Source organism: Verrucomicrobiia bacterium (assembly GCA_035629175.1).
Lineage (GTDB): Bacteria > Verrucomicrobiota > Verrucomicrobiia > Limisphaerales > DASXHY01 > DASXHY01.
In genome coordinates, this window is the sequence record DASPIL010000103.1 from 1 (window position 1) to 20132 (window position 20132).

Here is a 20132-nt window from a genome sequence, read left to right on the forward strand (position 1 = left end):
GCCTGCGAGACGGGCGTCGAGAACCAGGGCGTCAGAAACTTTGACTGGTTGACTCATAGGTAAACGGTAGCAAAACGCTACCGACCTGTCAAAAGACCAACAGTCCCTTGAAGATGGTCGCCGTCTCCGGCCCGCCCGCCATGGCGACATCAGCGACGGTGGGTGCCGCCCCGGAACACGACGAGCTTATGGAACTCATCTGAACGCTACCCGACTGCGGTCCTGCGGACGGCCGCTAAATTGGAGCCCTCACTCGGAGTTGCGCCCGCCCACGCTCAAGTACGACGGAGCGGGCCGAGTTGAATTCGCTTTCCGAGCGAATGCATCGCTGCCAACGCTTTGAGGCAATTGAAAATGGTCCGCGTGCCGGGTAATGCTTCCGGGCTCGGCACTCATCTTGTGCGAATCGCTTTATAAGACGGACGGTTCTCTTCGAACAGAAGGCAGGCACTCGTTAGCACCGAGGCCCGGCACGCTTGACCGGCGGGCATTCGAAAGTGGTCCGTGTGACAGGATTGCATCTGCACTCTCGAAGGTTTGGATTTCGCGCCTCTGCATTGGGCTACACGCGGCAAGAGGAAATCGGACCGAAATTCATGGAATCGCCAAGCGATCTGTCACAACCTCATCCGAGAACGGTCTAAACACTCATGGGAACCGCAGAATCCCAATCGGACGATTATCTTGTCGCCAAAGCGATGGCCGGCGGTTTGGATGAATTGGATGCGCTTGTGCGCAGACACCAATCCTGGGTTTTCAACCTCGCCCTGCGGATGTGCTGGCGGCGCGAAGTGGCGGAAGATGCGACTCAGGAAATTTTCACCAAAGCGGTGACCCGGCTGAATACGTTTTCCGGGAAAAGCGCCTTCCGCACCTGGTTGTATCGCGTGGCGGTCAACCACCTCCTGAACGTCCGCAAATCCGAGATGGAGGAAAAAGCGATGACGTTCACCGACATGGGCGCTTCTCTCGACGGCGTGCCAGACCAGGAATTGCCCGACTCGGGCGCCTCGCCCGTCGAGACTGCACTCTTCGTGGAAGAAGCCAAGCTCGGCTGCGTTACCGCGATGCTGATGTGTCTTGATCGCCGTCAACGGCTCGCCTTCATCCTGGGCGAGGTGTTTGGGGAGACCAGCAAAGCGGCGGCAGATGCCATGGAAGTCACTCCCGAGAACTTTCGTCAGTTATTGTCTCGCGCGCGGCACGATCTCTACCAATTCATGAACAACAAGTGCGGCCTGGTCAACCAGTCCAATCCTTGTCGGTGCGCACGCAAGGCCACCGGTTTCATGCGCAACGGCTGGCTCGATCCCAACCACAGGCATTTTTCCAAAGACCGGATCGCCGCAATCAAGGACGTTGCGCCCGACCACTTGCACGAACTTCAAGACCTCGACCGGCAACACGCTGAACTCTACCGGCTGCAGCCGTTTCTGGCCGGCCCGCACCTGGCGAATCGATTGCGGGAAATCCTGCTGCAATCCGGCTTCGCGAAGTACTGAAAAATCTTCGGCGGAACTGTCACAGTGGCTTTTCGCGGAGGTCTAATTCATTGAAGCCCAAAAAGGGCGAAAGTGAACCAGATCAAAATGAATACCGAAATCATCGCCAAAACAGCCCGTGCAACCCTCGACGGCAGCATCTCATTTCCCGAAGTCGTCAGCCGACTAATGACTGCCGGCGTCGAGTATTACCACGTGGATTACGTAACCCTGTGCAAGACGTTTTACATCGCCAATGACTCCACAGTAGTGACGCCGATCAATTTCGAAGGTTTGCCTCCCGTAGCTGCCGAGTTCGATTCCGCTGCCCTTCGCGCTGACATTCTGGACAGCCAGCGGAACGGGCAGAAATACCGTGATTTCACCCGGCGCGCGATGGAGGCCGGCGTCCAAGGCTACTTTGCGTTCCTCCGCGGAAAACGGGTGACCTACTTTGGCCGCCAGGGCGATCAACACACGGAATGGTTTCCTGGCGCGGCTCCGCGATGAACGTTGCGCGCCGGAGAAAAAATTCCTTCCGGCTTGTGCGGATGCCTTGACGGCGAAAGTTGGTGCCCGCGTCCGGATTTGCATCGGCCTGGCGTGTGAAGGATTCGCACCTTCAACCTTCCCGTTCTGAGCGGGACGCCTTGTCTGTTGGCGCTAACGCGCCATTCAAAGTGGTGCATCCGGCAGGAGGTGGCTTCCCAAGCCCTGCAATATTGGGCCCCAATGGAATAGTTCGCTGTCGCGGAACTGCGCGTGGCTCGCCTCCTCGGGATCTGCTTCGGAAAAGGAATCAACATCCTGGATGAAGAAGTTCAAATCCACATGGATCGCTTCATGGAATTGAATCGCTTTGGAAACCAATGGGAATGCTCACGGTGGAAGTGGCGAAACACCAGCATCTGCGGGGTAATTTCACTCTTTCGACGTTTTTCCATTCTCACATTTATTTTCATTCCGGTGACGAGTTCGCAGCGGGTTTGAGAAAAACGCGCAATTTGTTGCCCTTTTGAGAGAGTGGAGCGGGTGAAGGGAATCGAACCCTCGTCTCAGCCTTGGGAAGGCCACATTCTACCATTGAACCACACCCGCGCTCACAACCTGTTTTCGTTTAGCAGATGGCCACAGCTCATGCAATCGCCGTTTTTTTCTTTTACCACCGAGGGCGCGATAAGCCGGCGATACAGCAGGTTTCGAAACCTGCGCTGCACATTCCTGCGGAAAACGTCACAGCCGCTTTCGCTGCATTGGGAACAACTTGCCAAAAGGTTGTGAGCATCTGTTTCTTGAGACCGCGTCGATCCGCGGTATGATCATCCCGATTATTGCCAGGCTATGACACTTGAAATCTTCAGCTCCTCCTGGGTCGTTTTTTACGACTGGTCCGAATGCGCCTATGACGTGATCACCGGTTCAGAATGGCTGAAGCGCGATCGTGAGCATTGGCTGCATCAACACATGCCAACGCGGGTGATGCTCGACATCGCCGAAAGCGAGGCCGACGCCCAGCAGCGATTGAAGGATCTTGCGCGGCTTCGAACCCTTCAGGCGATCCATGAATCCTGATAATGAGCCCACTGGGTCGCGTGAAATAATTGCCCTGCGGATTCGCCAACGCTGAAGCGGCGCGAGCGCCGCGCTTCTCCGGCCCCAAGCAGCAGTTGATCGCGCGCTTGCGAAACGGATCGAAATCCGAAACGTTGCAGCGGACGCACTCTGGCATTTCGGACCGACGGCCGCAGGCGACGCGATCCGCATGAACATACCCGATGAACTGAAGCGCCTGTTGGGCAAAGTCCCGGCATTGGCTCGCGCTTATCTCGTGGGCGGGTTTGTAAGAGATGCGTTGCTCGGAATTCCGCACCACGATTTTGATATCGAGGTCTATGGCGTTGATTATGAAAGCCTGGCACGGGAATTGGCCGCTCATGGGCGCGTGGATCGGGTCGGCAAATCGTTCGGGGTGGTGAAGTTTGCGGGGCGAAACGGCGCGCAATGGGACTTCAGTGTGCCGCGGCGGGATTCAAAAACATCCGCGGGACACAAGGGGTTTCAGATCGAATTCGATCCGAACATTGAACCGCGCGAAGCCGCCAGGCGCCGGGATTTCACGATCAACGCGCTGATGTTTGATCCGCGTACGGGGGAATATCTCGATTTCTTTGGTGGACGCGATGATCTGCAGCGGCGGGTGCTTCGCCACACAAGCGCGGCGTTCGTGGAGGATCCATTGCGTGTGCTTCGCGGAATGCAATTTGCCGCGCGTTTCGACCTTGAGCCCGCGGGTGACACCATCGAGTTGTGTCGTTCCATCGTCCATACGTTTCCTGAGCTTGCGGTCGAACGGGTCGGCGCGGAGTGGTTTAAGTGGGCGGAGTTGAGCAAGCGTCCATCTGCCGGGCTGCGGTTCCTGAAGGAGACGGGCTGGTTGCAGCATTTCCCGGAAATCGCCGCGCTGGATGGGACCCCGCAGGATCCTGAATGGCATCCGGAAGGGGATGTGTTCACGCACGTGTGCCATTGTTGCGACGCGTTGGCGGAATTGCTGGAACGCCAGCCGCTGGATTCCACCGCGCGTCAGGTGCTGATGTTTGCCGTCCTCGCGCATGACTTCGCCAAGCCGCAGACAACTCACACAGCCGAGCGCGAGGGGCGCCTCCGCATTGTTTCCCCTGGGCACGAGGAACAGGGAGGCCCGCTCGCGGAATCTTTCCTGACGCGGATCAATGCACCCAATGAATTGAAAGAGCGGGTGGTGCCACTCGTTACGCATCATCTCGCGCATCTTCAAACGGCGACGGATCGGTCGGTTCGCAGGCTCGCGAATCATCTCAAACCCGCCACCATTGAGGAACTTTGCCTCGTGATGACGGCGGATCATTTTGGCCGTCCTCCCAAGCCGCGGGTGCTGCACGAGGGGATTACCGCGCTGCGGAACAAGGCACACGCACTGCGCCTGCAGGAATCCGCGCCGAAGCCGATTCTGCAGGGCCGTCATCTGATCGCGCGCGGGATGCAGCCGGGACGGCAGTTCGGCACCCTGCTGGACGCCGCGTTCGAGGCGCAGCTGGAGGGCTGCTTTGCCGACCTGGACGGCGCGTTGAAGTGGCTGGACGAACGCGTGTGATCATCAGCAGCCTTCGTGATAGGGCACTATGCGTTGTCTGCTTCCGTGGAGCTTTTCTTGGACGACACCGTCCATTTCCACCCCCACTTCCAGCCAAGGACTTCAGGAAGATCTTCGCCGTGCTCGCGGATGTAGGCACGATGATCGATCAACCTGTTGTCAATTTCCTGCCGCACATAAGCCGCGCGTGATCCGAGCTGCGGCAGTCGATCGATCACGTCGCGCACGAGGTGAAAGCGATCCAGATCGTTGAGCACGCACATGTCGAATGGCGTCGTCGTGGTGCCTTCCTCCTTGAAACCACGCACGTGGAGATTGCGATGATTTGCGCGGCGATAGGCGAGACGATGGATGAGCCACGGATATCCGTGAAAGGCGAAGATGGTCGGCTTATCGGTCGTGAAGAGCGCGTCGAATTCCTTGTCGCTCAATCCGTGCGGATGCTCGCTCGGCGGCTGCAGCTTCATGAGATCGACGACGTTGATCACGCGAATTTTCAGCTTCGGCAGGTAATGCCGCAGCAGGTCAACAGCCGCAAGGGTTTCCAGAGTGGGAACGTCGCCGCAACATGCCATCACGACATCGGGTTCACTGTTCTGGTCATTGCTCGCCCAATTCCAAATGCTCACGCCAGCAGTGCAATGCTTGATAGCTTCATCCATCGTCAGCCACACAGGCGCGGGTTGTTTGCCCGCGACAATGACGTTCACGTAATCGCGGCTGCGCAGGCAATGATCGGTCACGCTGAGCAGCGTGTTCGCATCGGGCGGCAGGTAAATGCGGATAACGTCGGGCTTCTTGTTCGCAACATGGCCAATGAAACCGGGATCCTGGTGGCTGAATCCGTTGTGATCCTGCCGCCAGACATGCGAGCTGAGGAGGTAGTTCAACGATGCGATGGAACGGCGCCACGGAATTCCATTGCACACCTTCAGCCACTTTGCGTGCTGGTTGAACATGGAATCGATGATGTGAATAAACGCTTCGTAGCAACTGAAGAATCCGTGCCGGCCAGTCAGCAGGTAACCTTCAAGCCAGCCCTGGCATTGATGCTCGCTTAATACTTCCATCACGCGTCCGTCGGGCGAAAGGTGATCGTCTTCGGGCAGTGTTTCTGCAACGTGACAGCGATTGGTAACTTCCAGGACATCCTGCCAGCGGTTTGAATTATTTTCGTCGGGACTGAACAGCCGGAAGTTTTTTGTTTCCAGGTTGAGCTTCATGACATCGCGCAGGAACTTGCCCATGACGCGTGTGGCCTCGGCCGGAGTTCCACCTGGCGAGGAAATCTTCACAGCGTAGTCGCGGAAATCTGACAGCTTCAAATCGCGCAACAACAAGCCGCCGTTTGTGTGCGGATTGTCGCTCATCCGGCGATGGCCTTTTGGGGCAAGCTCCGCAAGTTCAGGAATCAGCCGGCCGTTGTCGTCGAACAATTCGTGAGGCCGATAACTCTTCATCCAATTCTCCAGAACCTTGACGTGGCCTGCTTTTTCCATGTCGCCCATCGGGACCTGGTGCGCGCGCCAATAATCCTCGCACTTCTTGCCATCGATGGCCGCGGGACAGGTCCAGCCTTTAGGCGAGCGCAGAACGATCATTGGCCACGCTGGGCGGCCGTGGAATCCACGCTTCCGCGCCGTTTTCCAGATCGTGTGAATGTCATCGATGACAACGTCGAGAACGGAAGCCATGCGCTTGTGCGTTTGCAGCGGGTCACGGCCCTCCACGAAGTGAGGTGTGTATCCGTAGCCTTCGAGGAGCTTTGTAAGTTCGTCTTCCGGAATGCGCGCGAGGATGCAGGGGTTTGCAATTTTGTATCCATTCAGATGCAGGATTGGCAGAACAGCTCCATCCCGCACGGGATTCAGAAACTTGTTTCCATGCCAGCCTGTTGCAAGCGGGCCCGTTTCGGCTTCGCCGTCGCCAATCACGGTCGCAACGATCAAATCCGGATTATCGAACGCCGCACCGAATGCATGTGACAGCGAGTATCCCAACTCCCCGCCTTCATGAATTGAGCCTGGAGTTTCAGGAGCCACGTGGCTGGGGATGCCGCCGGGAAACGAGAACTGCTTGAAGAGGCGCTTCATGCCGGTTTCGTCCTGCGACACATTGGGATAAACCTCGCTGTAGGTGCCCTCGAGATAGGCGTTCGCCACAATGCCAGGCCCTCCATGCCCTGGGCCCGTGATGTAGATCATGTTGAGGTCGTGCGACCTGATCACGCGGTTCAGATGAACGTAGATGAAGTTCAATCCTGGCGTGGTTCCCCAATGTCCCAGCAGTCGCGGCTTAATGTGCGCCGGCTTCAGCGGCTTCTTCAGGAGCGGATTGTCGTAAAGGTAGATCTGTCCGACCGACAGGTAATTGGCAGCTCGCCAATACGCATCCATCCGCCGCAACTCGTCCTTCGAGCGCCGCTTCGTTCCGTGATTATTGCGTTTCGATTTCATGATAGCTGGCCTCTACCGGCATTCCGAGGACCTCACAAACGCTGCGCGCGATCATCCATTCCTCATCGGTCGGAATCACCCGAATGGTGACACGGCTCGCGTTGCTTGAAATGACAGGTGCGTTTTGTTGATTGCGCGGCAGATCGACTTCCATTCCGAGAAAACCCATGCCCTCACAGATGCGCGCCCGCACTGGATGGGAATTTTCGCCGATACCGCCCGTGAATACGATGGTATCCAAGCCGCCGAGAGCGGCTGCGAGCGCGCCGATCGCTTTCCTGATTGAATAGCAGAAGACTTGAACCGCCTCCGCCGCGCGATGATCCGACGATTCGCGTTCAAGCAATTCGCGCATGTCAGAGCTGGTCTCGGAAATGCCGAGCAACCCGGATTCAGAATTCACCATTTTGTTCCAGCGGCTGGCGCTCATCCGTTCGGTGCGTGACAGAAACCACGGCAAGCCTGGGTCCAGGTCCCCCGACCGGGTGCTCATCGGAACGCCCGCCGCTGGAGTGAATCCCATCGTGGTATCGATTGCCCGTCCATTGTGCACTGCGGCCAGGCTCGCGCCGTTTCCCAGGTGGGCAAGGATCGACCTGCCTTCAGCCGCGGCAGGACCCGCAACCCGCCCCAGTTGTTCAACGATGAACGCATAGGAAAGGCCGTGAAACCCATAACGTTGAATTCCGCGATCATGGAATCGGCGGGGTATCGGCAGCATCCGCGCGCGCAATGGGAGATCGCGATGAAACGCCGTATCGAAGCAGGCCACCTGCGGAAGATTTGGATGCCGCGAATGGAAAGCTTCGGTCAGCCGAATCTCGTCGGGTAAATGTTCGGGATCGAACGGTTCGAGGCTCCGAAGTGCCTTGACGAGTTGAGGAGAGATTCGCTGGTGCGCGCGGTATTCAGGACCGCCATGCACCACGCGATGGCCAGCCGCCACCAGGCGGTCCGATGCAATGTTTTCATCGATCCATTGCATCAGAATTTCGACGGCTGCCTTATGATCGGGCGCAGTTACGGACTGCGTCCGCTGCGGTACACCTGGCTGCCGAAGCACCAGTTGGGAGTTGGCCTGGCCGATCCGCTCAATCTTGCCCATCAGCAGGCGCTGCAAATTACCTGCGATGGAAAACGCAGCGAACTTGATGCTTGAGGACCCTCCATTGATGGTCAACAAGCACGGCGATGTGATGCCATTCCCGTTGTGCATTGAAGTGTCGCGCCCTGTTGAACAGTTCCCTACCGCGAATTGGCAAATGTCACAAGGGGGAACCTCGCTTGTGCCGGCGAGAATTGGCAGCTAAGACACGCAGGGTGGCCCTCACGCCGCTTGCGTGTCCCCAAGCGTGACAGTTCGGAATGCGCCCACCCGTGCCCAATCTTTCAGCCTGAACCGGCCTGAAGGCACGCGCTTCTGCGGCAGGAGCGCTCGACTTTGTCAGGCTTTCGAAGAGGCGCGTCGAACGGCCGCGAGCAGGAGTCCGCCGATCCCCATCAAGCTGAGAACGGTCGGCTCAGGAACTTGCACGGTAAAGAATTGTTCGCCTGGAAGAGTGTTCATGTCGATGGCGCCTTCGCCTGTGAAATTGCCAAGACCGTCACCGCCAAGGTTTCCTTGCGGCGCGGCCAGTCCGCCCAGGAACTGGTTCGACCAAAAATCGTGGCCGCCGCCATTCTGCCCAACCATGATGCGAATGTCGCCAGTCGCTCCGAGGTCCGACAGCGCGATTGAAAGCTCCAAGCCCGTCATCACGGCGAGAGCCGCAGCCTGGTCTGCAGCGCCAGTGCCGCCGGTGACACCCGCGACGTTGCTGCCATCGTATCCGACTTCGATCGGGGACCCGTTGATGGATGTATGTCAACTACCTGCCCATCCAGCGGAAAATTCCGTGCCGCCGGATGTAATCCTGGTATTCGACGTAAGCGGGATCCTGGCTGAGGTGAGCCTCCTCCGTTCTGGCGCGAACCCAGTAAATCCAATTCACAAGCAGGAGCAGAACGGTTCGACGAATGGAATCCGCCACAGAGCTCGACACAATGAACGGCACGAAGGTCATCCAATACGCCAGGTTCTTCGCAATATACGCCGGGTGTTTGGTCCAACGGTAAGGTCCGTTCGTAATGATTCCCCGATGCGTGAGGTTGGAGAAGCGGCAGCCGAACACGATGGTTGCCCAAAGATAAATTCCGTAGAGCAGGATGATCGCCGCGCCCCACACGCAATAAATCGTTGGATGATTCTGCAGCCACGGTCCCCAGGCGAAATTGCTCGAGTAATCGAAATAGAGGCGGCCCAGCAGTGACCAGAATGGCTGGTAACAGGCGAGCGCCGCCAGCCAGCCTGCGGCCGTGGGTTCCGCCCAACGCAGGTGTGTGTCGCAAATCCGCAACGACAAAAGATATCCGACGCAACCGAGCGCGACGTCGGCCAGGAAGATGTAGAAATAGCTGAACTCAAAGAAGGTGCGGAAGTTTTTGACGGTCGAAAAGTCGTAATTGATGAATCCGCGGAGGTCCGTCACGAGATAGGTGAACATCAGCGCCATGAAGAAGATCTTCACCAGCCATCCGAGCGCGTGTTGTCGAAGAACTTTGAAATCCACCTTTCGGAACTGAAATTTAGCCAGTAGACCCGCGTGGTAATAACCGTCCTCCGGTTCTGCCTGGTGGCTGTCGACCAGGTAGAAATAGGGGATCGCAAGTCCGATCCACCACGGCAGGATCTTTCGCATGAGTTCCCAGAACGGATTGTAAAACTCGCCATGGTATTCGGGGAACAGTCCGTACAGCGCGGCGCCCGCGCTCAGTGAAGCGAGCAAGCCGAGAAACTTTGTGAACACCCGGTTCCATGAAGGTGATCGGTTATTCCAATCGATGCCTGTCGACGCGCGGCGATGCACCTTGAGGAGAAGGAGATCGGGCAGGAAATTTGCCAGTGCAACGGCGCCCATGCAGATCATGGCGGCATTGACCGTGTTCTGAATCTTCATCCAACGAACGAACCAGAGGGAAACCACCAATGCGGCAAAGCCAGCGAGTACGATCCATGTGTTTGTGGCCGACGCAGGCGGAACGTTGGATGCGGATGAGGGCGTGACGGAGGCAGTGCCTGCCGCTGAAGATGGCTTTTTCTTGTGAGCCGCCGCCGGTTTCATTCGCGGCCATGTTGGACAAGACTCGCCGATCGGGCAAACGGGATCGCACCGGCTCACGGCGATCGGGTTCGCCTCGCCGCTGTTTTCGATGCTGTTGACAACGCAAAGCGTGAGATGTTGACTCATCCGGACCGCGACGATGAAACGCCGCCGTGGCTCTTCTCCGCATGAAAAATCTGGTTACAGCTGCCGTGTTCGCCGTCCTGCTCGCATGGACAACAGGTTGTGCGCGCATCGACTCTGTCTGGTCGGGCAAGACTCTCGATGGGGTCGCAACAGTGGCCCAGTCGAACACTGTTCCAACAGGTGTAACGACCCTCGAAGTCGAAAATAAGTTTGGTGCTTTACATGTGGTTGGAGTGGATTCCGATGCCCGATGGACCTGGACACTTGCGGCTCGCGCGGAAACCGACGTCCTTGCAGGTGAGGCGGCGGCCATGGCGGCATGCACTGCCGTTCAGGACGGAAACCGATTTAAGCTGCAGGTTGCGCTGCCGCCGCAAACTTCGGCTCGCAGCTATCGATCCGATCTGGTGGTGCATGTGCCGCGCGCCGTCAATGTGGTGGCGCGCAATGGTTTTGGGGAGACGCTGGTCAGCGGCGTGAACGGGAAAGTAGACACGTCGTCGGCTCATGGACGCATGACACTGGAAAATATAGGAGGCGAAGTTCGTGCGCGAAATTCATTCGGGACCCTGGGTGTCACGGATGCTGGCCCGGCCAATCTGTCCAACAGTCACGGCGACTTGAGGGCCGCACGCATCAAAGGCCGGCTCGACGCCGAGAGCAGCTTCGGCACGATTGAAGTGTCTGACGTCGACGGAGAGGTCAAATTGCGGAACCAGCATGGACGCCTTGATGTTCACGACGTCCAGGGCGGCGCTGATTTGCGTACCACTTTTGGATCGCTGAACGTGACGAGAATTGCCGGAGACACCTTGTTGAACAACCACCACGGGAGCGTGGATGCAACCGACATAACAGGATCAGTCACCGCGACCACCTCATTCTCGAGGCTGAACATCGCAGGAAGTGGCGCGAGTTATGTCTGTCGAAATCAGCACGGCTCCATTCAATTGAACGCAGCATCACCTGGTGTGACCAACGTGGATGTGGAGACGAGCTTCGGTTCGATCGACGTCCGTCTGCGAAAGGAACTCAAGCCAGTGGTGGTGGCTCGCACCAGCTTTGGGGAAGTGGAGTCTGATTTTCCGGTGATGCTGAAGCCTCGTGGCGCGGATGCGTTTGAACACGCTGATTCCACGGCCGCTCGTGTGTCGCTCGGAAACAGACATGGCAGCATCAAGCTTTTGAAGGAGTGAGGTTTTGATAGGCCTTTGATGAAATCATTCGCCCCACTTTTCGTCTTCCTTTCAATCCTCACGATTCTTGGCGCGTTCGCTGCCACGAATGAGGGGAGAATCGATGAGCGGCGTCCCAATCACGACTTTGCATTCGGCGCCGACCTCTCTTTCCTGAAGCAGACGGAGGATCCGGGGCGTGTGTTCAAGGACGGGTTGCGTCGCTCTTTACGGTTGGTCGTGAATTTGATTTGAGGTAAGTTCGCCGCATCCGGCATGGCCCACCGACTGGACGATTCGTTGCATGTAGTCGACTGTGGGCATGTCACCCGAACCTGGTTTGAACATGACCTTCCGTTATCCCGCCATCCTGGTCGCCCTGACGTCCTGCATATCGCTTTTTGCCCAGATGGGCACCATCGTCATCAACGAAATCAACTACGCACCCAACGGGGATGGGAATCCTGCTGAATTCATCGAGCTCTACAATCCCGGAACAAACAGTGTCGACTTGTCAGGCTGGCGTTTCGATTCAGGTATCACCTACACGTTCCCTGCCGGATCGTTGATCAGCTCGAATGGGTTTGTTGTGATTTCCGGAGATCCCGCGCGGTTCGCTGCGCGATGGGGATTCACTCCGCTGGGACCCTGGAGCGGGAGGCTTGCGAATGAGGGCGAGCAGGTGCGGTTGCGTGATGCTGGAAATGGCACGTTGGACAGCGTGACGTACGGAATTGGGTTCCCGTGGCCGACGGCCGCCAGGAAAGGATCGTCCATGGAGTTGATTCACCCGCTCTTGAATAACGCGCTTCCCGGATCTTGGCGCTCGTCAGGACAGGCTTCGAGCGCAGCTGAACCGCAGTCCTATATTCCGGCGAATGATGTTTCGTGGCGGTATCGAAAGGGAACGAGCGAAGCTTCGTCTCCGATTTCTTCCTGGCGCGAACTGGGTTTCGTCGAGAATGCCACCTGGGCAACCGGCCGAACATCCATCGGTTATGGCGATTCCGATGACCACACAATCCTCAGCGACATGCGAAACGGATACCGCAGTTTGTTTCTGCGCCGCGTTTTCGTGATCGAAGAAGGTCAGATTCCGGCAGCACTAAAGCTCAAGGCGCGAGTGGATGATGGCTGCATCGTCTGGATCAATGGAACCGAGGTGGCGCGGTTCCACGTCTCTCCGGGCCTTGTTCCCACGTTCGATTCAGAGGCCGACAACCACGATGCTGATGTGGTTGCCTTCGAGGAGACCAACCTGCTGAACGCAGCGGCGTTCCTGAATGCCGGGTCGAACATTGTCGCAGTTCAAGCATTCAACTCCTCAATTGGCAGCACGGATTTTTCCATCGACGTCGCCCTCGAAGAATGGGTGGGCGACGCGAGCACGGCCCCCACACCCGGCCTCGTGAATTCCTGCTTTTCGAGCAACGCTCCACCATCGATCGACCAGGTCGAGCACTCACCCGCGCAACCGGCGAGCGGGGAGGAAGTGATTGTTACAGCATGGATCAGTGACCCCGACGGCGTTGCCTCGGCCACGCTCAGGTACCAGGCTGTTAATCCTGGCAGCTACCTGCGAAAGACGGATCCGAGTTACAGCACGTCATGGCTAAGCGTTGCCATGAATGATGCTGGCGCGGACGGCGATGTTGTTGCGGGGGACATGATTTTTACGGGCAGAATTCCCGCGGTGACACAAACCAATCGGCGGCTGGTCCGTTACACCATAGAGGCGGCGGACAGTTCAGAGCAACTCGTGCGAGTGCCCTACGCGGACGATGGCAGTCCCAATTTCGGTTACTTTGTTTATGATGGAATTCCTGAATGGCGCGGTGCATTCAAGCCGGGCGTCACGCCCGTCAACACCTATCCCCCGAGCGTAATCGGCTCGTTGCCTGCCTACCATTTGATCGCGAATCGAACCGACGTCATCAACAGCCAATACGAGAGCTCCTATAACGGCCAGCGTTTTTACGGAACCCTGGTTTATGACGGGCAGGTCTATGATCACGTGCAATTCAACAACCGTGGTGAAGGCTCCACGTACGTGACAGGAAAGAATAAATGGCGCATCCACTTCAATACGGCCCGCGAGTTTCAGGCGCGGGACAATTGGGGGCAGCCGTACGGGATTCCCTGGGACGAATTGAACCTGAACGCAGGGGCCAGTCCATGGTGCGCGGTGCATCGCGGAATGGCGGGCGTGGAGGAGGCGGTCTCGTTCAGGCTTTACGAATTGCTCGGCCTGGCTTCGTCGCGAACGCACTTCGTTCATTTCCGCGTGATCGACGATGCATCTGAAACCGGCACGTCACAGTTCCAGGGCGGCGATGCCTCGGGTGTGAATGGCGGTGATCTTTGGGGTGTCTATCTCGCGATCGAGCAACCCGATGGCTCGTTCCTGGACGAACGCGGCTTGGAGGACGGCAACGTTTACAAGATCGAGGGGAACAATGGAGACCAGAAGCATCAGGGAGACGATCAACCCTCTGACGGTTCAGACTGGGCGGCATTCCGCAACGCCAGCGGGTCTGGCCAAAGCGAGGCCTGGTGGCGGCAGAACATGAACCTCGAGGCGTTCTACAACTTCCACGCTGGCAACCGGTTCCTTGGCAACGTCGATCTGCGGACTGGTTTCAACCATTACTTTTATCACGCTCCCGACAACCGGTGGCAGGTGATTCCGTGGGACCTGGATATGATGTTCATCCCCAAAGAGCATCAAGGCGGGACGATTGTGCAAAACAATTGCCTTAACGTGGCGGCGATCCGCCTGGAGTTTCGGAATCGCGCGCGCGAACTGCTGGACCTTATTGGATCGGACGCCGGCACGAACGGCGGACAGATCGGGCAGTTGATTCACGAATACGCGAGCATCGTCGCGCCGCCCGGAACCAAAACAAACTGGGTGACCCTGGACGCCGCAATGTGGAATTTGAATCCGCGCACAAGGGGTGATGAGAACGTGCACAGCGGCCAGACGAGTCACCGCGGGAATTTTTTCTGGACGCCCTTCACCGACGATCGCATTGGCGGCACTTGGGTGCGCACGCTCGCCACGCCGGATTTCGCGGGTTCGATGCGCTACCTGCTCGACTACACCACTGATAAATTCCCGGCTGGCAACACTTGGTCCGTGAATAACGGGGACCCGCGTGGTTACGGGTATAGGTTTCTTCAACTGGAAGGACTCGACGGTTTGGCTCCCTCGAGACCCTCGGCAAGCCATGTCGGCGCCGCGGGTTTTCAGGTGGACGATCTGCGTTTCCAGGCAAGTGCGTATGCGGGACCGCAGCCCTTTATGGCGTCACAGTGGCGTGTGGGGGAAATCTCGGCGCCCGGAATACCCCTCCACAATCCCAACCTGCCGTGGATTTACGAAGTGACGGATGTCTGGCGTTCGGCGGAGATTCTCTCGAACGGCGTTGCATCGATTCCGGCTGGAGTTCTGGAGTTGGGCCGTACCTATCGTGTTCGCGTGCGGCACAAGGACATCACGGGCCGGTGGAGCCGATGGTCTCAACCTGTGCAGTTCGTCCCGGTGCCGGGTGCATCGACTGTGACGCGCAGCAACCTCGTGATCAGCGAATTCATGTATAATCCGTCGGCTGCGAGCGCTGGGGAAGCTGCAGCCGGCTACAGTGACAAGCAGCTTTTCGAGTATGTCGAGTTGCTGAATGTCAGCACGAACGAACTGGAACTGGAGGGACTCGAGTTCACAACGGGAATCACTTTCGAGTTTTCGGCGGGCGCAAAGCTTTCGCCCGGTGCCCGCACTCTCGTGGTGAACGACACGAACGCGTTTGCCATGAGGTATGGCGATGCGCTGCCCGTTGCAGGCATCTTTTCCGGAAACCTGAACAACTCAGGCGAGCAGTTGGTGCTGGCATTCAATGGAGACGTCATTCACGACTTCTTGTATTCCGATGGCAGCCATCCCGAAGGTTCGGATCCATGGCCGGCCGCGGCGGACGGTTCCGGTTCGAGCCTTGTCCTGATGAATCCAGAGACGGCGCCAGAACACAACGTGCCGGGAAACTGGCGGTCGAGCACGAGCACCAACGGAAGTCCCAATCGTCCCGACCTCATTAACTACGAGGAATGGAAGCGTCGATACCCGGCATTGGGATCGGCTCAGGCCGATGATGATGATGACGGATGGTCGAATGAATCCGAGTATGTGTTTGGCACTTCACCCACGGACTTCACCGAGATCCCGGAAACGCTGAGCGCGCGGGTGCAAACGTTGAATGTAAATGGGAGCGAGGAGGAATTTCTCGTCGTGGAAAGCTTTCGATCGGCCGAGAGCGGCGATGTTGTTTTTGGGGTGGAGTTTTCGTCGGATTTATTCAGCTGGCCGTTTTCCGGAATCTTTCTGGATGTGACCACGAACAGCCACATGCTGATCGAGCGCTGGCGTTTTCCGGTTCCCGCGAGCGACGCGGGAAAAGCCTTCGGCCGCGCGCGAGCTTACGTCCGGTAGCGCCGGTTGCCCCCGTGGCGGCGGGCATCCTTGCCTGCCGTGGAGCCGGGCTTCCAGCCCGGTGGAAAGAACATCAAACGAGGCGAGCGCATCGAGAGGATCTGAGTGTCTCTCGTGCTTAACGGATTTTCCGGACGGCAAGGATGCCGCCCTCTACGTCAGGCAAGATGCCTGACGCCACCCTCATGCGGCTTCTTTGCGGGCGGCTTAGAGTTTCGGGAACTTCTCCTTCGGCTTCCCCCGAAAGAGGGAGTTTGCATGAAACAAGTTTGTCCACCGAATCGCTGGGGGTATCCAATCCATGATTGCGGTGCGGTGTGGGCGCGGGATAGATTCCTGACGTTCTGGGCCCGTAGCTCAGCGGTTAGAGCAGGCGACTCATAATCGCTTGGTCCCCGGTTCAAATCCGGGCGGGCCCACCACTTTCCCGCGGGCGATCACATCAATTTGGATATGAACACGAAAGAATTGATCCGGCTCGGAGTGCCGCCTGGGGAAGCCACGCGGCGTGGAATGGAATACATTTCGAAATACATCCTGAAGGGGCTTGATCGATCGAGGCTCAGCGAGGATGTGGAGGCGGTCGTGCGCAATCCCGCATTGTTCAAGGATGATGAACTGCGCGGCGAGTTTGCAAAGGTGTTGCTGCGAACCGATCGCGCCATTCGCGAAGCTCCCGCTGCATGGCGTCAGTGGGGAGAAGGACTCGAATCGGAGGCCATTAACCAAATGGGCCGCGCCTGCCAATTGCCCGTCGCGGTGGCAGGAGCGCTCATGCCGGATGCGCACGTCGGTTACGGTCTGCCCATTGGAGGCGTGCTTGCGACTGACGGAGCCGTGATTCCCTACGCAGTCGGCGTGGATATCGCCTGCCGCATGAAGCTGACCGTGCTCGATCGGCCGTTGCGCGAACTGGATCGGCAGCGCGAGAAACTCACCAAAGCGATCGAAGCGGAGACGCGCTTTGGCGTTGGCGCCACATTCAAACAGCGGCGTCACCATGAAGTGATGGATGCAGATTGGTCCGTCAGCAAAATCACGAAACAGAACAAGGATCGCGCGTGGTCACAGCTGGGAACGAGCGGAAGTGGAAACCATTTCGTGGAGTTCGGGGTGTTCACGGCGGAGCAGCCGATCCAAAATCTTCCCCCGGGTGAATATGTCGCGCTCCTGAGCCATAGCGGAAGCCGGGGCACGGGTGCATCCGTATGCGATTATTACAGCAAGCTCGCCATGACGCAGCACCCGGACCTCCCGAAGGAGCACAAGCATCTTGCGTGGTTGTCGCTCGATTCACCCGAAGGCCGCGAGTATTGGGATGCAATGGATCTGATGGGCCGTTACGCAGCTGCCAATCATTCGCTGATTCATCAGCACATCGCGCGGCATCTCGGTTTGGACGTGCTTCTCGACGTCGAGAACCACCACAATTTCGCGTGGAAGGAACGGCACGTCATTGATGGTGTCGAGCGCGACGTGGTGGTGCATCGCAAAGGCGCGACGCCAGCTGGCAAGGGTGTGTTCGGAGTGATTCCGGGTTCGATGGCATCACCTGGATTTCTCGTGCGTGGAAAAGGAAATGAAGCATCGTTGAAATCGGCATCGCACGGCGCGGGCCGGGTGATGAGCCGGACGAAGGCGATGGAAACGTTCGAATGGGAGAAGGTCAATCGCGTGTTGAAAGAACGCGGTGTGAAGCTGATTTCGGCAGGGCTGGATGAAGTGCCAGGTGTTTACAAAGACATCCATCAGGTGATGGCGGCGCAGGCGGACCTGGTTGAGGTGCTCGGCCGCTTCGATCCGAAGCTTGTGAAGATGGCGCCGCATGGGGAGCGCCCGGAAGATTGACACAATGGGAGCGCGCAAACACGCGCTCCCTCATTTCCAATGATAGCAATTGACGGATCCGAGGGCGACGGTGGCGGACAGACTTTGCGAACCTCGCTGGCATTGTCGCTGATCACCCAGCAGGCGGCGCGCATTGAAAACGTTTGTGAACACCTTGCGGACCAACTGTTGCTCCCGATGGCGTTTGCAGGCGGCGGATCGTTCCGAACCACGGCGCCCTCATCGCACACGATCCCGAATGCGTCGGTTATTCGGAAATTCCTGGGGGTTCCAATTGGATTCGAATAGGAGAACTCGACTGTTTGCCACGTGAACGTCGGCTGACCCATTTTGTTCTTTTGGGACCGTCGGCAGAACGGACACCAACGTGTCACGGTATTCCTGCGATGGTTTTGGCCACGCGGATGCGCGGGACAACGGAGGCGCTCCTGTTCGTTCCGAAACGCTGTCACGGTTCGGCAATGTCGCCACTTCATGCGACTGTCTCGAAATTCGCGCGGCCGTATTCTTCAATCATGAGATTACTGCGGTCGTGGGGCCGCTTGCGGCTGCTGTCTTCTGACATGCGAAGTGCGCTTTTGCGCGGGTTCGCAAAAGCTGGCGGCAACCAACAAGTATCCAACGGCTTCAATCGTGGATCGCATCGCTTCTCGCCTGAATGAAGCTCCCAGCCGCGATCACTCTCATGCTGCGGGTCTTTGGCCTTGCTATTGCAGTCACCGTTTCCGGGGTTCCGACACCCACCCAGGGCGCGCCCAAGCCAATCATGGTTCACTACATGCCGTGGTATGTGGCGAAACCTTACAGCCAGGTGTGGGGATGGCATTGGACCATGAATCACTTCAATCCCGAGCAGGTCGATGCCGCCGGGCAACGATCCGTCGCTTCGCACTATTACCCGAGCATCGGCCCCTACGATTCGGCTGATCCCGTCGTGCTTGAGTACCATGTGCTGCTGATGAAGCTGGGCGGCATCGACGGCGTGATTGTCGACTGGTATGGAATCGACAACTTCGCTGACTACCCATTGATTAATCAGCGGACACGGGCGCTGTTCCATTGGGTCCGCAAGGCCGGCCTCAAGTTTTCGTTGTGTTATGAAGATCGCACCATCCAGGCGGAGGTGTCGGGAGGCTACATCACTTCGGCCAATGCGATTGCTCACGCGCAGGGTGCCATGCGTTATGCTCAGACGAATTTCTTCACGGATTCCAGCTACCTTCAATGGAGCAACAAACCGGTCCTGCTGAACTTTGGGCCTCAATACTTCAAGCAGAACTCCCAATGGCAGGCGATCTTCTCGGTGCTGCCGGAGGTTCCAGCATTTTTCGCTGAGGACAACAAACTTCCGATTTGCTCGGGTGCGTTCAACTGGCCGCCAATGTGGTTAAGCCAGACCAACAAAGGTGTGTTGACCGTTTCGGCGCTCAACAGCTATTCCACGAGTTTCGAAACCAAGGGTGGTTCCTGGCCTGCCTATATCAGCAGCGTGTTCCCGCGTTTTCACGACATTTACGAGCAGGCCAATGTCGGATCCTCCTACGGATTTCTTGATGATGACGGTGGCGCGCAGTTTCAAAGCCTCCTGCGCCGTGCACTGACGAACGATTCAATCATGGTGCAGTTGGTGACATGGAACGACTACGGCGAAGGCACGGTCATTGAACCGACCGTTCAGTATGGTTTCCGCGATCTCGCAGTCGTCCAGAATTTCAGGAGGCTGCATGTTGATCCTCAGTTCGCATTTCATACGAACGATCTCACGCTCGCGAGGCGGGTTTATGACTCGCGACGGCGACACGCTGGAAACCTTGAGATTGCGGCGGAGTTGGATCGGGTGTTCACGAATATCGTGTCGGGCCAGGTGTCGATCGCTGATCTCCAATTGAAAGGAATCGAGAGCAGCCGCCCCGTCATTTACGAGACCTCGATCACGAACGGATTGTTGAAGTTTGCCGTCGGGGGATTCGTGTTTCCAGGCGGAACAGAAATTCAGCGCACCTCGAACATCGCGTCGATTGATTGGGAGACCGTTGCGTCTTATCCGGCCACCACCAACCGGATCCTGTTCACAATCCCCATTCCGCACAATGGTGAAGGGCAGTTTTTCAAGGCGCGCAGTTCGAGTCCCTGAGTGGTGCTGTGAGGATCGAAGAGGGCTCGCGCGATGCAGAGTCCGCTTGTATGAAATCGAAGTGAAGTCCTAAACTGCGCAGTCACATGTGCTCTCAGGCAGTCGTCTCCCGCTCGTCTGGTGTTTCGCCGT

At 57.7% G+C, this 20132-nt stretch carries 14 protein-coding genes, 3 tRNA genes and 1 pseudogene; 12 read left to right on the plus strand and 6 right to left on the minus strand.

Features of this window, described 5'->3' with window-relative positions; genetic code table 11:
- Positions 1-698: 698 nt before the first annotated feature.
- Entirely contained in the window at positions 699-1502 is an 804-nt protein-coding gene (locus VEH04_18485) for an RNA polymerase sigma factor (GenBank protein ID HYG24763.1), read from the plus strand.
- 87 nt (positions 1503-1589) lie between these two features.
- The gene (locus VEH04_18490) at positions 1590-1991 is read left to right on the plus strand and encodes a DUF1398 family protein (protein ID HYG24764.1); all 402 of its coding nucleotides are present in this window, start codon (positions 1590-1592) and stop codon (positions 1989-1991) included.
- Between the two features lie 89 nt (positions 1992-2080).
- On the opposite strand, the gene VEH04_18495 is transcribed toward VEH04_18490, so the two are convergent.
- Positions 2081-2154 (minus strand) — tRNA-Leu (locus VEH04_18495).
- Positions 2155-2243: 89 nt separating this feature from the next.
- On the opposite strand from VEH04_18495, the gene VEH04_18500 reads away from it, so the two are divergent.
- Positions 2244-2471 carry a hypothetical protein gene (locus VEH04_18500; GenBank protein HYG24765.1) on the plus strand — a complete coding sequence of 76 codons (228 nt, stop codon included), beginning with the start codon at positions 2244-2246 and terminating at the stop codon, positions 2469-2471.
- A 34-nt stretch (positions 2472-2505) separates the two neighbouring features.
- Here the strand turns inward: VEH04_18500 and VEH04_18505 are convergent.
- Positions 2506-2579 (minus strand) — tRNA-Gly (locus tag VEH04_18505).
- A 243-nt stretch (positions 2580-2822) separates the two neighbouring features.
- On the opposite strand from VEH04_18505, the gene VEH04_18510 reads away from it, so the two are divergent.
- A complete protein-coding gene (locus tag VEH04_18510) occupies positions 2823-3053 on the plus strand; it encodes a hypothetical protein (GenBank protein ID HYG24766.1) in 231 nt (76 codons plus the stop codon).
- Between the two features lie 190 nt (positions 3054-3243).
- Positions 3244-4614: an HD domain-containing protein gene (locus VEH04_18515; GenBank protein ID HYG24767.1), complete on the plus strand. Its 1371-nt coding sequence runs from the start codon at positions 3244-3246 to the stop codon at positions 4612-4614.
- Positions 4615-4640: 26 nt separating this feature from the next.
- Here the strand turns inward: VEH04_18515 and VEH04_18520 are convergent, their stop codons facing one another.
- The 4 genes from VEH04_18520 to VEH04_18535 form a co-directional block, all read right to left on the minus strand.
- Positions 4641-7070 carry a phosphoketolase family protein gene (locus VEH04_18520; protein ID HYG24768.1) on the minus strand — a complete coding sequence of 810 codons (2430 nt, stop codon included), beginning with the start codon at positions 7068-7070 and terminating at the stop codon, positions 4641-4643.
- Positions 7051-8253, minus strand: coding sequence for an acetate/propionate family kinase (locus tag VEH04_18525; GenBank protein HYG24769.1), 1203 nt, complete (start codon positions 8251-8253; stop codon positions 7051-7053). Before VEH04_18525 ends, VEH04_18520 begins: the two co-directional genes overlap by 20 nt.
- 261 nt (positions 8254-8514) lie before the next feature.
- Positions 8515-8826, minus strand: a complete 312-nt coding sequence (locus tag VEH04_18530) for a PEP-CTERM sorting domain-containing protein (GenBank protein HYG24770.1) — start codon at positions 8824-8826, stop codon at positions 8515-8517.
- Between the two features lie 112 nt (positions 8827-8938).
- Entirely contained in the window at positions 8939-10231 is a 1293-nt protein-coding gene (locus tag VEH04_18535) for an isoprenylcysteine carboxylmethyltransferase family protein (protein HYG24771.1), read from the minus strand.
- A 167-nt stretch (positions 10232-10398) separates the two neighbouring features.
- Between VEH04_18535 and VEH04_18540 the strand changes: the two genes are divergently transcribed.
- The 7 genes and pseudogenes from VEH04_18540 (at position 10399) to VEH04_18570 (ending at position 20000) form a co-directional block, all read left to right on the plus strand.
- Entirely contained in the window at positions 10399-11553 is a 1155-nt protein-coding gene (locus tag VEH04_18540; protein HYG24772.1) for a hypothetical protein, read from the plus strand.
- An 18-nt stretch (positions 11554-11571) separates the two neighbouring features.
- Entirely contained in the window at positions 11572-11787 is a 216-nt protein-coding gene (locus tag VEH04_18545; GenBank protein ID HYG24773.1) for a hypothetical protein, read from the plus strand.
- A 67-nt stretch (positions 11788-11854) separates the two neighbouring features.
- Positions 11855-16018 carry a lamin tail domain-containing protein gene (locus tag VEH04_18550; GenBank protein ID HYG24774.1) on the plus strand — a complete coding sequence of 1388 codons (4164 nt, stop codon included), beginning with the start codon at positions 11855-11857 and terminating at the stop codon, positions 16016-16018.
- A gap of 346 nt (positions 16019-16364) precedes the next feature.
- Positions 16365-16440, plus strand: a tRNA-Ile gene (locus VEH04_18555).
- A 31-nt stretch (positions 16441-16471) separates the two neighbouring features.
- The gene (locus tag VEH04_18560) at positions 16472-17866 is read left to right on the plus strand and encodes an RtcB family protein (GenBank protein ID HYG24775.1); all 1395 of its coding nucleotides are present in this window, start codon (positions 16472-16474) and stop codon (positions 17864-17866) included.
- Between the two features lie 141 nt (positions 17867-18007).
- Positions 18008-18154: pseudogene (locus VEH04_18565) on the plus strand (RNA 3'-terminal phosphate cyclase).
- 370 nt (positions 18155-18524) lie between these two features.
- Positions 18525-20000 (plus strand): glycoside hydrolase family 71/99-like protein, encoded by a 1476-nt coding sequence (locus tag VEH04_18570; protein HYG24776.1) that lies wholly within the window; start codon positions 18525-18527, stop codon positions 19998-20000.
- Positions 20001-20132: the final 132 nt, after the last annotated feature.